This window comes from Candidatus Thermokryptus mobilis, from assembly GCF_900070205.1.
Lineage (GTDB): Bacteria > Bacteroidota > Ignavibacteria > Kryptoniales > Kryptoniaceae > Kryptonium > Kryptonium mobile.
Window position 1 is genome coordinate 171171 of sequence record NZ_FAOO01000004.1, and the last position, 13962, is coordinate 185132.

Consider the following 13962-nt stretch of genomic DNA (forward strand, 5'->3'; position numbering starts at 1 on the left):
CCTTTTATCTCAATTGTGTTGCGACTACAAATCTTGTCAAACCAGTTGCTCTTGCTATATCCATGACATCAATCACTTCCTGTATCGCTACGTTTTTATCTGCGCGTAAAACGACAAGTTTATCGGTTTGTTTTTTTGAAACCTCGGTTAATTTCGCCGATAAATCTTCTTTCTTTACTTTTTCGTTGAAAACATAAATTTCTCCGTTTGATGTCAAAGTGATTATTATGTTTCTATCGCTTATTTGTTCCCTCGTTTCGGCTTTTGGGAGTTGAATTCTTATGCCAGATTGAGTTATGAAGGACGATGTGAGAAGAAAGAAAATCAGCAGTAGAAGAACTATGTCGGTCAGGGAAGCAAATGTAAAAATCGTTAATGGTTTATTCCTTGTTTCAAATTTCATTTCAAGAGCCGAGCTTGTTTTTTATTTCGTCTGAGCCAAGTATATCAATGAATTCAAATGTCGCGTTTTCAATTTCATAAACAAGGCGGTTTATCTTCGTGACGAAATAATTGTAAAGTCCATACGCTGGAATCCCAACGATTAGACCGTAAGCAGTTGTCAAAAGTGCTTCCCATATTCCTCCGGCTAAATCCGAAGGGGAAACAATTCCGCCAAGCGATTGGATTGTCATAAAAGCATTTATCATCCCAGTTACAGTTCCAAGAAAGCCAAGAAGTGGAGCGATACCGGCAATTGTTGCAAGTATGCTTAATCTTTTCTCAAGCATAAAAACTTCGCTTCTTCCAGCCATTTCAATTGCTTCACGAACCCTTTCATCTCCTAGACCAATCTTTAAAAGTCCTTGTTTGAATATCCTTGATATAGGCGTGTTATATGAATTGCAGTAATCTATTATTTCAGGAACATTTCCTGACCTTATCAAACCTTTAATGCTTGCGATGAAGTCCCTGACATTTGCCCTCGCTCTTTTTAGCACAAGAATTTTTTCAATGGTGACATAAATCATCACTACAAACAAGATTGAAATCAAATGCATAATTAAACCGCCTTTTAAATAAATGTCAAGCAATCTCATCATTACCCTTTGATTTTATTCAAAATTTTTCCTTCGTTGTTTAAAACCTTTTTTATCTGTGTTTCTGGCGTGATTTTAATTTTGTCTTTTTCTGTTTCAAAATTTGTCATCGTTATTATCTCATAGCGAGAAATTTCATCAAAAACTTCATTCTGAGGAGAATTTGTTCTGTCAAGCTTAACACAATGCAATCTTCCAAGTTCATTGCAAAGATAACAATGTTTCTTCCCTTTTTCAACTATCAGCTGACTTACGATCCTGAAGTAGTCCGTGAAGTTTCTTTCACCAGCGATGTAATCTATCAGATTTATGTCTTGTTTTGTTGCAACTATGTACGAGAATTTCAATGTCCTTCTGTAATTTCCCGAGACGAGATCAATTTGTCTTATGAATTCGGGTCTCTTCCAGTCCACTTCAGTATGGCACCAATCCTTTTGTGTTTCAAGTGCAGGGCAGTTTGAATTTCTAAGGCATGGGGAATAAATGTGAAATCCAAGTTTCAGCATCTTATCCCTGAAATCAAGCAGGTCTCGCGATGTTATCATGAGTGCTGGCTCAATTAAAATTACAAAACCATCATCTTTTACACCGGCATTGATAAGGCGAAGGAGTTTATTTCTTTTTTCATATGCAACCTCATTAAGCGTATTTGCAACCGTTATCAAATCAAATCTTTTGTGGAACATTTCAAAAGCATGTTCAATGTCAAAGATGGCTGGTTCAACTGTTATCTTTATTGAGCTGGGATAGTGGTTTTTAAGCTCGGAGAGGAAAATCTCAAGGTTCTCTTGAAATTTGTCTATGTTTTGTTTGACTTTATCAAGGGCGACGAATTTAACCTCGGTATTTTTAAAGTATTTTATATTCTCATGCATCCAAATTATCGCACCCATCACAACTGTCCCAAGACCTGTTCCGATGTCAAGTATTTCAAGATTTTTCCTTCCTTTGAAAAATCCCGAGTGGGCGATTTCGTTTAATGGGATATGAACTTTTAAGAGATTTGTCGTTGTAAAGTAAATTAGATACCCTTTTTGAACTTCGGCGTTGCTGAGGTAGTCGTAGAAGACGAATTCCTTCCGCAAGTTTTTCCTTGTGAAATATTCCGACATCGCAGACACTATCTCGCCACATTTTTGAGCTGGCGGGGTGAGTTTAGGTTGATGTTTGATACTCTTGAGAGAAAGCTCTCATAGAATTTCGGTATCTCAAGCACGGCTTTAACTTGTCAAGCGGTGACTTTTTGAGCAAGTTCATCAAGTTTTTTCAAAACCTCTTCGGTGTGACCATCAACTTTGACTTTTCTGAAGATGTGAGCGATTTTGCCATTTTCATCAATTATGAAGGTTGTCCTCTCTGTGCCCATGAACTTTTTCCCATAGAGATTTCTCTCTTTCCATACGCCATACTTTTGCAGAACTTTATGCTTTTCATCGCTTAAGAGAGGAAAGTTGAGGTTATATTTTTCTTTGAACTTCTTGTGCGATTCAACGCTATCAGCGCTAACTCCGAGAACCACAGCTCCGCGTTCAAGTATGCGATTTATATTATCTCTAAACGAACATGCCTCCTTCGTGCACCCCGGTGTGTCATCTTTCGGATAGAAATAGAGGACGACTTTTTTCCCTCTGAAATCTTTTAAAGAGATTTTCTCACCATTATCAGCTGGAAGCGTGAAGTCCGGGGCTTTTTGTCCAACTTTTAGCTCTGTTGTCTTTGCGGATTTATTGACAGACCTTTTTGTTTTCTTCTTTGCCATTTTCCCTCCACAATTTTGTTAAAAACTTTGCGGAGAGGGAGGGATTCGAACCCTCGGTACCGCTTTTGGCGGTACAACCGCTTAGCAGGCGGCTCCCTTCGGCCACTCGGGCACCTCTCCAATGCTTTTTAAATATACTAAAATTTTTTGAAATCAAAAAGAAAAGGGCTTGGGTTGTTTATTAGCATTTTTTTTGTTAAATTTTAATAAAATTTTTGAGGTCTTTGAAGAAAAAATTCATTTAAGGAGTCCTAATGGCTCAATCTTTTAATATCCTCTTCCTCTCCAGTGAAGTTGTTCCATTCGCGAAGACGGGAGGTCTTGCTGATGTCTCTTTTGCTTTGCCCCAAGCGATAAAGGAACTTGGACACGAGATAAGAGTTATGATGCCGAAATATGGATTCATAAGCGAGCGGAAATTTGGCATCCACGAGATTATACGCCTGAAGGAGATGGATATTCCAGTTGGGGATAAACTTCAAAAGGGAAGCGCTAAAGCATCGTTCATTGTGGGTCAAAAAACGAAGGTTCAAGTTTATTTCCTTGAAAGCGAGGTTTATTACAATAGAAATGGTCTTTATGTTGACCCAAAGACAAAGAAAGATTATCCCGATAACGATGAAAGATTTATATTCTTTTGTAAAGGAGTCATTGAGACATTGAGGAAGCTTGGATGGCGTCCCGATGTAATTCATTGCAATGACTGGCAAACCGCCCTTGTTCCTGTATATTTAAAAACAACCTATAAAGATGACCCACTTTTGAAGGGGATTAAAACCATTTTAACGATACACAACATCGGTTATCAGGGTGTTTTCCCTAAGGAATCATTTTTAAAGTCGGGTCTTCCAGATGAAATTTTCCCGCAGATACAACACAACGGTAGTTTTAATTTCTTAAAAGCTGGAATTTTGTATGCCGATTTTATAACGACAGTGAGCCCAACTTACGCCAAGGAGATAATCGCGGATGATGAACTCGGAGCTGGTCTTTCGGATGTGTTAAGGAAAAGGAAAAGAGATATTTTTGGAATTTTAAATGGTGTTGATTACTCGGTTTGGAGTCCTGAAACCGATAAATTCATCCCAGTTCCATACGGAGTTCAAACGATAGAAAGCAAGTATGAGAATAAAAAAGCGCTTCTAAAGCATTTCGGGCTTGAATATAATGAGAATATCCCCGTCGTTGCTCAGATTTCTCGCTTAGCTGAGCAAAAGGGATTTGATCTGATAGAAGAGATAATTGATAAAATGATGGAACTTGATTTGCAATATATTGTTCTTGGCACAGGTGAACCAAGGTATGAAGAGATGCTTGAGCGGATCAAGAAGAAATATCCTAAAAAGGTTGGGATACATATTGGGTTCAGCGAAGAGCTTGCACATTTAATTGAAGCTGGTGCTGATATTTTTCTTATGCCATCAAGGTATGAACCATGCGGTTTGAATCAGATGTATAGTTTAAGATACGGGACTGTTCCAGTGGTGAGGAAAACGGGCGGGCTTGCGGATACGGTTGAGGAATTTAACCCGAAAACGGGAAGGGGAACGGGATTCCTTTTTGAAAAATATAACGGTCAGGAGCTCCTCAAAGCGCTAAAGAAAGCGCTAAATTTTTACAAGAATAAAAAGGTCTGGCTTAAATTGATGAAAAACGGCATGGCGAAAGATTTCTCCTGGAGCGTTTCGGCGAGAAAATATGTTGAACTTTACGAGAAACTCGTCTCAGTTCAAAAAAAAGCTCGGACCGTCAAAGTCAAATGAAAAAGCAACCCCTGGCTATATTTCTTGATAGAGATGGAACGATAAATGAAGATGTTAATTTTTTGTCTTCCCCGGAACAGCTCATTTTGATAGATGGCTCAGCTGAAGCGATAAAGGAAGCAAATGAAATTGGGTTGAAGGTCATCGTCTTCACAAATCAAAGTGGTATAGCAAGGGGATATTTTACTGAGGAGGACTTAAAAAAGATTCACAAACGGCTTGACGAGTTGCTTTCTGAAAAGGGGGCGAAAATTGACGCTTATTATTATTGTCCGCATCATCCAACCGAAGGGAACGGAGATTACAAAGTTGAATGCGAATGCAGAAAACCAAAAGATGGAATGTTAAAAAGAGCATCAAGAGAACAAAACATTGATCTAAGAAATTCATTTGTAATTGGAGATAGATGCATTGACATAGAAGCGGGGAAAACAGCCGGGGCAACAACTATACTCGTGTTGACTGGTTACGGAATTGAAGAACTTGAAAAGTGCAGAGATAAAAATTTAGAGCCGGATTTTGTTGCTAAGGATTTGAGGGAAGCAATTGAAATCGTAAAAAAATGTCTAACGGAGAGAAAGGAAAAATGCGAAGCTTGATTTTATTCTTTTTAACTCTTTTCATCATCGGTTGCGGTAAAGAACCAAACGATGTCGGTTTCGGTCTTTTACCTGAAAAAGAACTTTTCAATGTCAATTTTTATGAGGACTCAATTGAGGTTCAATTTGAAAACATAACAAGTTTTATATCTAACTCAGCTTCAAATTATCTTTTGATCGGAAACTATGATAATATCTCGTGTGGGATTTTAATTCGCTTTGACATCCCGGATACATTAAGATTTGCTCAAATAAAGTCATCACGGATAAGATTATTTAAGTCAGATTTTGTGATAGGTGATACTACTGTCCCAGCTAAGTTCACCGCCCACAAAGTTTTATCAAATTACTATGATACGCTTTACGATGCGAAAGTTGTTGGAGAATTTGAAGGGATTCCTGACTCGGTGAATTATTTCCCGATAGATACATCTGTTGTGAGAGAGTGGTTTATGGGACGAAATTATGGGCTTTATTTAAAGCCACAAAATAATGGAGTGATATGGGGTTTTAAATCGCTTGATGAGATGCTTTTCACACCTGCTTTAGAAGTTGGGATAGGCAAAGCCGATGGTGGCGTTGACACGGTTAGATTTTTTTACGGTAGCGATGGCTATATCGCAAGGTCAAGTGAAATAGCGGATACGAACAATATCGTTATACAAGCGGGGGTTGGTTTTAGAAGCGTTTTAAAATTTGACATTTCAAAGTTGCCTAAAAATATAATCGTTAATCGTGCGGAAATTTCAATTTATTTGAAGGAGAAAAAAAGATACATAAATGGGACTGACTCCCTGATAGCAAGCTTTATAACTGACCCTGAGCTTGTGAAAAAGTCGCTAGGTGGGATTGAAGGTAATTACCTTGGTATGAGAAATCCACTTGATACACTTGAATATACAATCCCGGTGACTACACCAGTTCAGCGTTGGCTAAGTGGCGAGCCAAACAATGGGATTTTAATAAGGTTTTACAATGAACAGGACAACTTTGACCGTTATGTTTTTTATTTCAAAGATAGAAAGCCGAAGTTAAAAGTTTATTACACAACAAAACCGGGAGTCTAAACTGGGTATGAAATCAAAATTTAAAATTTTTGTCCTTTTGATTTCAGTTGCTTCAGTCGCTTTTGGAGGTGGTTCTATCTATTCAAGGTTTGGACTTGGGATTTTAAGATTTGCAACGGTTGATAAAACAGCAGGGCTTGGCTCTCTTGGAATTGCTCTTTTTGACCCAATTTACATCAATAGATACAATCCGGCTCTTTGGAGTGAAATTGCAAGAGTGAGGGTCTCAGGTGGTTATCTTTATGAGGGGACATCGTTGAAAGATAAATTTAAAAACACATTTTTGACAAGCGGAAACTTTGACGGTGTCTTGATGGCAATCCCTGTGTGGAAAAGGTTTGGTTTAACATTTACAACCGGGTTTATGCCTTTTAGTAATGTTAATTACATCGTGAGGAAAGATTCAATACTTCAGGATAGATATTTTTCCCAATCGTATAGAGGGGAGGGAGGGATTTCAACATTTGTTTTCGGCTTTTCATTCAAACCATCAAGCGAGTTTAGTTTTGGAGCACGGCTTGATTATTTTTTTGGCACTATAACAAACTTTTGGGAGACAAATTTTGGCAGTAGTGAGTTTTTCTTTTCAACGATGAAAAGGGAAAGAAATTACAGCGGGCTTGGGTTAACCGTGGGACTTGCTTATGGGCTTGGCGTTAGTAAAAATAGCTTGACATTCGGCTTGACATTTTCAAGCCCTGTGACCTTGAAAGGGACATCAACAATTGAGTATTATCTACCGATCGTTTCTCAATCAACAGTATCTGAGATGAGCGAGTTTGATGGTTATCTTCCGTATCGTGTTGGTTTCGGGGTGAGTTATTTTTTGAGGGAGAGAATTCAAGCTTCAGGCGACATTTATTATCAGAATTGGAACAGGTTTAAAATAAATGGCGAACATCCAGCTGAGATAAAGGATGCCGTAAGGGTTGGCACAGGAATTGAAATTTTACCATCAAGGGAGGTAACTGCTGGTTTCTTTCAAAAGACATCTTACAGATTTGGAATTTTTTATAATGAAACATATCTTAAAGTAGAGGAAACAAAAATAAATGAGTTGTTCTTTTCCATCGGTTTCGGTTTTCCTGTAAGCTTTGACACGAGATTGAATCTTGCTGTTGAATATGGCTTTAGAGGAAGGGTTGATGTTGTGAGCGATAGGGTTTTAAGAATTTCGCTCGGAATAAACACAGGTGAAATTTGGTTTGTAAAACAAAAACTTGAGGATTAAATATGAAAAAAATTTTTTTGGTGTTGTTTTTTATTCCGGGTTTCATTTTCGCTCAAGGGACAGCGCAAGATTCAATGGAGGTGTTGAAGAATTGGTCGTTGTTTTTTGAGTATTTTAAAACTGGGGATTATAACAGCGCAGTGCCTTACGGATGGAAGGTCATGCAGATGCAACCCTCAAGGTTTAAAACGCTGTATAGAGCGATGGAGAAAATTTATTTGAAGTATTACGAGGATGCACCTCAAGATGAAAAGACAGCTTATGCAGATACTATTTTGATAATTTATGACAACGCAATAAAGTATGATCCCGAAAGGGCTTCTGAATATTATCTTCGCAAAGGATATGTGCTTGAAAACTATTATACCGGAAGGGATACCGAAGCAATAGCAGCTTACGAAAAGGGGATTGAACTTGATTTTGAAAACACGGAGTTTTATTACATAGACCGACTTGGGGTTCTTTACATAAAGAATATGGATGAACATCCAGAATATAGAAATAGGGCGATTGATCTTTACAGAAGGGTGATTGAAAAAGACCCTCAAAATGTCACGGCAAATGACAGGCTAAGAGCTCTTGTGAAGGACATAGGAGAGTTGATTGAGCTAAGCAAGAAACGACTTGAGTCGGACCCTGAAAACACTGAACTTATATGGACGATTGCGAATCTTTACATCCGTGCTGAGGATTATAAAAGCGCTATACCTTATCTTGAAAAGTTAGCGAAGAAATATCCTGATAATGAGATATACTGGAATCGTCTCGGTTATTGTTATCAACGCACAGGTGAGTATAAAAAAGCGATAGATGCGTATAATCGTTCTTTGAAGATAAATCCCGATGCGAAGGAGATAATTTTAAACATTGCTGTTTGTTATCGTGAGCTTGACAATTTTGAGCAGGCGAGGGTTTGGGCGAGAAGAGCAATGGCTAAGGATAAAAACTGGGGGAGACCTTACATTGAGATAGCACAAATTTACGAAGCAGCGGTTGCAAAATGTGTAAAGACGACAAAAGGAGGAGATTGGACGAAACTTGATTTCACTGATAAGCTTGTCTATCAACTTGCGGTTGAATATTATCAGCTTGCGAAGAAGATAGACCCAAGCGTTGAAAGTGAAGCAAACCAAAGGATTAAAAACCTTGAGACGCTTGTCCCAACACAGGAGGATTATTTCTTCAACAAGAGAAAGATAAAAGATGGCAAGGTTGCGATAACGGGTGGTTGCTATGACTGGATTGGTGAGAGCATAACTGTGCCTTACAAAATTTAATTTAGAATTTTATGAAAATTGCAGTTGCAAGTGATCATGCTGGCTTTGAATATAAAGAAAAGTTGAAAGAACTTTTAAAAGAGCTTGGTCACGAGTTTGTTGACTTTGGCACTTTTTCATCAGATTCAACTGATTACCCTGATTTTGCTTATCCAGCTGCAGAAGCGGTGGCTAATGGTGAGTGTGAAAGGGGGATTTTTATCTGTGGAACTGGGGTTGGTGTATCAATAGTTGCAAATAAAGTTAAAGGAATAAGAGCAGCAAATTGTTGTTCGGTTGAGGAAGCGAAATTGTCAAGACAACATAATGATGCAAATGTCCTAACCTTTCGGGGCGAGGTTAATCAGTTGGGAAAACGCTAAAGAAATAGTCAAAGTTTGGCTTGAGACGGAATTTGAAGGTGGAAGACATGCACGAAGAGTTGAAAAAATTCATAAATTAACAGGGCTTTGATGTAATTCTATCTTTGTTTTTTTCAACGAGTTTTAAAAAGGCAGAATAAACCGTTTCAACCTTTAATTCGCTCATACATTTATTCCCGATTGGACATTTAGTTAAATTACACCCAAGACAATCAATCTCTTCATTTCTCACCCATAAATGTTTTTCACCGAAAGGACCTTGCGCGTGTGGATTCGTTGGACCAAAGATGCCAAGCGTTGGGGTTCCAACCACAGCTGAAATATGCATCGGACCTGAATCGTTTGCGATGGTAAATGAGCATCTTTTTAAAATCGCACCAAGTTGTTTCAAACTTGTTCTCGGTAGAATTATCGGTTTTGTAGTCATAAACGATAATAGTTTCTTTGCTTCTTCAAATTCTTTTTCATTACCCCAGATTATCAAAATTTTGGCATTGAAATTTTCAGCTACGATATCTCCAAGTTCTGCAAATTTTTCAAGCCCCCATCTTTTCGTTTCCCATGTGCCGGTTGGAATTAAAGCAACCGTTAATTTATTCTTCAAGTCGTTTTCATTAAAAAATTTTTCAGCAAAATTTTCTGCTGATTCATCAATCGGTAAATACGGGTTTTCATCAATTATTTCAAGTCCAAGTGCTCTTAATGCGTCAAGGTTAAATTCAACATTATGGTGGACTTCTTCACGTGGCTTAAGTTTTATGTTGTAAGCATATCCTCTTCCTCTAAAAGCGTAGCCAACCCTGTATCTGGCCCCACTTATAAAAGTCATCAAGGCAGACCTCGGGTTGCAAAAAAGGTCAATAACAAGGTCGTAATTTTTACGTCTGAGGTTTAAAAATCTACCTAAACTTTTATCGCCTCTGTCAAAAATTATCAAATTGTCAACGTATGGATTCCCTTCAATTATCTCCCGTGATGGTGGTTCGGTTAAAAAATCAATCTCAGCATCTTTAAAATTATGTCTTAGATTTTTCAAAACAGGCGTTGAAAGTAAGACATCACCTATAGCTCTGAGCTTGATGACAAGTATCTTTTTAATTTCTTCTCGTTTGAAAACTGTCACATCAAAATTTGCTTTTTGTCAAATTTAATTCAAGGTCGTTATATTTGCAATCAACCTTAAAAAGTCAATGTCTACAGGCGATGTCAGGAGCGTTAAGAGTTTAAGCAACTACCATTTTTAATTTGTCAAGAAGAGATAATATTTCATTTGTCAGTATATCCGTTTCCTGAAATTTTCTCTTTGCTTCTTCAATTTTCCCTTCATTTGCAAGTTTTATCAATTGTGTGCCGGTCCTGTGGAATTCCTCGTGTTTTCTGCCAAGTTCAATGAATTCTGGCATATTACCGAAGTTTTTTATCCCTTCTGAATAATACCACTTCCCAAGTTGACATTCCCTGTGCGAGAGGAATTCGCTTGGGTTGATATCTTCTTTCCCCTCAATGAATCGCAAAAATCTATTGCGCCATAACCTGTGGGCTGTTTTAGCTTTTTCAATGTCAAATTTTAGATCTTTATTTTTGTTTTCACCTATGATTTCACTTATGATTGATGAATACCATTTGTTTGCGACTTCCTCGTCGATTTTAAACCTTGAAACAATTTGACTGAGTTTTTCTGAAAGTTTGCTCAAATCATTCACCGACTTTGCAATTTCATTGACACCGATTGCAGTTTCTTCTGCGACTTTCGCGATTAATTCAACATTTTTACTTATCTGCTCGCTTGTGCTTGCCTGTTGATTACTTGCCGTAGCTATTTGGGATATCATGTCCTTTAATTTTTCAAAAGATTCAATTATCTCATTCAATACCTTTCCTGATTCGCTTGCAAGTTTTATACCTTTTTCAGTTTCGCTCTTACTCCTCTTCATTGCCTCAACAGCGCTGTCAGTCATGTTTCTAAGTTTATGGATTATATCCTTTATTTCTTTCGTTGATCTTGATGTTTTCTCAGCGAGCTTTCTCACTTCATCTGCCACAACGGCGAATCCGCGACCGTGTTCACCAGCCCTTGCTGCTTCGATCGCAGCGTTTAAAGCCAGAAGATTTGTCTGATCCGCTATATCGTTTATGACTGATATGATTTCATCTATCTGCTCGCTTGATTTACCAAGTTCAATTATAACGTTCGTTGATTCATCAACGAGTTCTGAAATTTTCGTGATCTCATCTATAACTTCTCTTAATGTGTTAACCCCAATCCGAACGGAACTACTGGATTTATCCGCAATTTCAGAAACAACCGTAGCGTTTCTTGCGTTCTCAACGATTGTCCTACTCATCTCTTCAATCGCGGATGCAATCTCACCTGTCTGTGAAACTTGTTCTTTAACCCCGGAGGACATCTCCTCTGAACTTGAGCTTAACTGCGCAGTTGCGCTTGAAAGAATATTTATCATATCTTTTAATTGATAAAGGATCTCAACATAACTTAGACGCATCTTCTCAAGCGTATCATATAAACTTAACATATAATCATCACCGCCATCACCTTTTATCTCGGATGTAAGATCACCATCTGAGAGTAGCCGTATGTAATTTGATATCCTTTCAAAATTTTCAGAAAGATATTTACGCTTTTCTTCCTCTTTCCTTCTCAATTCTTCTTTTACCCTTTCTTCAACAAGGAGTTTGATTTTATCGTAATTGTCTGAGTAATCATATTCAAGATTTCCTATCTCAAGTCCAGCTATACTCACATTTATGCTCTTGAGAAAATCGTAAAAGAATGCATCAAAGACAGCTTGCATATCGTAATTAAAAACGGCCAAAATTGCTCTTTCAAGTTTCCTTCTGAAAAATGGTCTGTGTGGAAATTCTTTCTTTAAATATTTTTTAGTAAGGTCATAATAAAGCATATAACTTCCAACATACCATTTCATCGGTAGGTTTATAACATTATGGACATATCCAATGAAAAGGCGACGATTGAAATATTCAGAACCAAAGGGATTTTCTTTCAGGGCTTCGGAAAAAATCTCCCTGAAATACTGTGCCTGTGTTTTTTCAAGTTGGCTCCTTAACTTTTCAAGTGTTATTCCTTTTTGATTGGCAAAATTCTCAAAAAATTCCCTCGTTTTAGGAAATTTAAATTGATGATCATAAAATTCCTTTGCTATTCTATCTGCCACTTTATCAGCCCATTTATGAGCCATTCTCAAATACTTTATATCCTCATCTGTAAAATTTAAAAATTGTCTCCTTAAGGACAGCCCCTTATCGGTAATCTTTAACTCCGAGACAGGATTGACATTCCTGCTCATAATTTGCCTCGCTTTTTTTTCTTTTATTATCGGAATTTTTTGAAAAATCTTTAATTTGTTGTATGTTAACTTAAAACTGCGTCAATTAAAATTCAAATGACAAAGAGAAGTGGTTTTCGTCTCGAGAAAATCTACTAAAATAAGCATTAGTATAAGGACAAAAATTGTCTTAATTATAGTTTTCGTTTTCCTTGTTTCTTCTTTCGGGGCTTACAAAACTTTTATATTTTTGTCTGAAAATAGGATGCTTTCGGTATATTCCGACTTGACAGGTAAGATGGGATACAGTTCTCAGCAACTCGTGAAGGCAATAGCTTTGGGCGTAGAAGACGAAATTATAAGTTCAATTGGAACTTTTGAGTTTTCGCTGACCACTTTAATGAATGGGTCAAGGGAATTGGAAATTTTGCCCATCCCAGAGGAGTTCAAAGCTGAATATGAGGGGGTTCAAAGAAGATGGGAGAAGTTAAAGAGAGGGGCACTTGAGTCAATTAAACCGAAAAGCAAATTGGATAAGGATGATTTAGAAACAATTAAAGCATTAAATGAAATCTCGCTTGATATAGTGAACAAGGTAAATTTAATAAATGCAAGGTTAAGCCAATATGCCAAGATGAAGTTTGATGCGTTTATTCGCTTTATTATACTGACGGTTCTTGTTTCCTTGATTTTCACATTGGGAGTGATAATTTATGCTGATATGTTCATAGTGAAGCCACTTGGGTTACTCATTCAAGCCACAAATTTAATAGCGGTAGGCAACTTTAAGGTCAGATTGAAATTAAAGACGGGGGATGAGATTCAAAATCTTGGTGAAAATTTCAATCTGATGGCTGAAAAACTTGAAAGTTCACTTGACAAACTTAAGAAGATTGAAAGAGCGATTGAACAAAGTGGGGATGGTGTTCTTATAACCGATGTGACCGGAAAGATTGAGTATGTAAATTCTGCGCTTGAAAAGATGAGCGGATATAGCGCTGAGGAGTTAATTGGGCAGAGCCCGAGGTTATTTAAAAGTGGTTATCATTCCGTAGAGTTTTATGAGGAGTTTTGGAATGCTATTCTCTCTGGCAAAACATTTAGAGGCACTTTTGTGAACAGGCGTAAGGATGGGCGAATTTTTTATGCATTTGAAACGATCACACCAATTGTTGATGAATCTGGAAAAATAACTCACTTCATATCAACCATTAAAGACATAACAATTGGGCAATTAGAGAAGGAACTTATATTTCAAATTCTGACAAATCTTACGCAATTTTCATTTGAAGAGGCGCTTAAATTTATCGCTGAGAAATCAGCTAAGATTATAGAGGTTGACCGAATCAGCATATGGAAATTTTCCGGGGAGAGGAAACTTGAGTGCATTGAGGTATACGAGCTCAAAGAAGATAAACACCTTCCAAGTTCAATTTCACTTGAGGTTGATAAATATCCCGAATATTTCAAAGCTATAAGTGGTGAAATTTCAATATATACTTCTGATGTTGAATTTGACCCAAGATTTAAAGAGTTATGGTTTGATTACTGGAAACCGC

Annotated in this window: 12 protein-coding genes, 1 tRNA gene and 1 pseudogene; 7 read left to right on the top strand and 7 right to left on the bottom strand. The window is 37.5% G+C overall.

The genetic code is table 11. The features are described 5' to 3' along the window. Window positions 1-4: 4 nt before the first annotated feature. The 5 genes from FKZ43_RS04050 to FKZ43_RS04070 all read right to left on the bottom strand — a co-directional run bounded on the left by FKZ43_RS04050 (window position 5) and on the right by FKZ43_RS04070 (window position 2919). Window positions 5-403, bottom strand: a complete 399-nt coding sequence (locus FKZ43_RS04050) for an ExbD/TolR family protein (protein ID WP_140944596.1) — start codon at window positions 401-403, stop codon at window positions 5-7. Between the two features lies 1 nt (window position 404). Continuing rightward, window positions 405-1001, bottom strand: a complete 597-nt coding sequence (locus tag FKZ43_RS04055) for a MotA/TolQ/ExbB proton channel family protein (protein ID WP_235894681.1) — start codon at window positions 999-1001, stop codon at window positions 405-407. A 41-nt stretch (window positions 1002-1042) separates the two neighbouring features. Next, window positions 1043-2152, bottom strand: coding sequence for a small ribosomal subunit Rsm22 family protein (locus FKZ43_RS04060; RefSeq protein ID WP_181180247.1), 1110 nt, complete (start codon window positions 2150-2152; stop codon window positions 1043-1045). A 116-nt stretch (window positions 2153-2268) separates the two neighbouring features. Next, window positions 2269-2799 (bottom strand): thioredoxin-dependent thiol peroxidase, encoded by a 531-nt coding sequence (bcp, locus tag FKZ43_RS04065; RefSeq protein WP_140944599.1) that lies wholly within the window; start codon window positions 2797-2799, stop codon window positions 2269-2271. Between the two features lie 30 nt (window positions 2800-2829). Then, window positions 2830-2919, bottom strand: a tRNA-Ser gene (locus FKZ43_RS04070). 134 nt (window positions 2920-3053) lie between these two features. Here FKZ43_RS04070 and glgA point away from each other — a divergent pair. The 6 genes and pseudogenes from glgA to rpiB all read left to right on the top strand — a co-directional run bounded on the left by glgA (window position 3054) and on the right by rpiB (window position 9189). Continuing rightward, on the top strand, window positions 3054-4562 hold the full coding sequence (gene glgA, locus FKZ43_RS04075; RefSeq protein WP_140944600.1) for a glycogen synthase GlgA: 1509 nt from the start codon (window positions 3054-3056) through the stop codon (window positions 4560-4562). Further along, complete coding sequence (gene gmhB / locus FKZ43_RS04080; RefSeq protein WP_140944601.1) at window positions 4559-5161, top strand: D-glycero-beta-D-manno-heptose 1,7-bisphosphate 7-phosphatase; 603 nt, start codon at window positions 4559-4561, stop codon at window positions 5159-5161. The genes glgA and gmhB overlap by 4 nt, the downstream gene beginning before the upstream one ends. Next, window positions 5149-6228, top strand: a complete 1080-nt coding sequence (locus FKZ43_RS04085) for a hypothetical protein (RefSeq protein WP_140944602.1) — start codon at window positions 5149-5151, stop codon at window positions 6226-6228. Before gmhB ends, FKZ43_RS04085 begins: the two co-directional genes overlap by 13 nt. Before the next feature lie 7 nt (window positions 6229-6235). After that, entirely contained in the window at window positions 6236-7459 is a 1224-nt protein-coding gene (gene bamG / locus FKZ43_RS04090) for a BamG family beta-barrel-assembly machinery protein (protein ID WP_140944603.1), read from the top strand. 2 nt (window positions 7460-7461) lie between these two features. Beyond that, on the top strand, window positions 7462-8736 hold the full coding sequence (locus FKZ43_RS04095; RefSeq protein WP_140944604.1) for a tetratricopeptide repeat protein: 1275 nt from the start codon (window positions 7462-7464) through the stop codon (window positions 8734-8736). Between the two features lie 11 nt (window positions 8737-8747). Then, a pseudogene (gene rpiB / locus FKZ43_RS04100) lies at window positions 8748-9189 on the top strand (ribose 5-phosphate isomerase B). Here rpiB and FKZ43_RS04105 read toward each other — a convergent pair. Then, complete coding sequence (locus FKZ43_RS04105) at window positions 9175-10221, bottom strand: glycosyltransferase family 9 protein (protein WP_140944605.1); 1047 nt, start codon at window positions 10219-10221, stop codon at window positions 9175-9177. The pseudogene rpiB and the gene FKZ43_RS04105 overlap by 15 nt on opposite strands. 100 nt (window positions 10222-10321) lie before the next feature. Further along, window positions 10322-12424, bottom strand: coding sequence for a methyl-accepting chemotaxis protein (locus FKZ43_RS04110; protein WP_140944606.1), 2103 nt, complete (start codon window positions 12422-12424; stop codon window positions 10322-10324). 244 nt (window positions 12425-12668) lie between these two features. Between FKZ43_RS04110 and FKZ43_RS04115 the strand changes: the two genes are divergently transcribed. Then, on the top strand, window positions 12669-13962 hold a 1294-nt coding region (locus FKZ43_RS04115; RefSeq protein WP_140944607.1), incomplete at its 3' end, for a PAS domain S-box protein.

Excerpts from the sequence above, each read along its gene's own strand:
- gmhB (WP_140944601.1), top strand. The coding sequence starts at position 4,559 with ATGAAAAAGCAACCCCTGGCTATATTTCTTGATAGAGATGGAACGATA.
- FKZ43_RS04095 (WP_140944604.1), top strand. The coding sequence starts at position 7,462 with ATGAAAAAAATTTTTTTGGTGTTGTTTTTTATTCCGGGTTTCATTTTC.
- FKZ43_RS04060 (WP_181180247.1), bottom strand. The coding sequence starts at position 2,152 with ATGTCGGAATATTTCACAAGGAAAAACTTGCGGAAGGAATTCGTCTTC.
- glgA (WP_140944600.1), top strand. The coding sequence starts at position 3,054 with ATGGCTCAATCTTTTAATATCCTCTTCCTCTCCAGTGAAGTTGTTCCA.
- FKZ43_RS04055 (WP_235894681.1), bottom strand. The coding sequence starts at position 1,001 with ATGCATTTGATTTCAATCTTGTTTGTAGTGATGATTTATGTCACCATT.
- FKZ43_RS04110 (WP_140944606.1), bottom strand. The coding sequence starts at position 12,424 with ATGAGCAGGAATGTCAATCCTGTCTCGGAGTTAAAGATTACCGATAAG.
- FKZ43_RS04085 (WP_140944602.1), top strand. The coding sequence starts at position 5,149 with ATGCGAAGCTTGATTTTATTCTTTTTAACTCTTTTCATCATCGGTTGC.
- FKZ43_RS04050 (WP_140944596.1), bottom strand. The coding sequence starts at position 403 with ATGAAATTTGAAACAAGGAATAAACCATTAACGATTTTTACATTTGCT.
- bamG (WP_140944603.1), top strand. The coding sequence starts at position 6,236 with ATGAAATCAAAATTTAAAATTTTTGTCCTTTTGATTTCAGTTGCTTCA.
- bcp (WP_140944599.1), bottom strand. The coding sequence starts at position 2,799 with ATGGCAAAGAAGAAAACAAAAAGGTCTGTCAATAAATCCGCAAAGACA.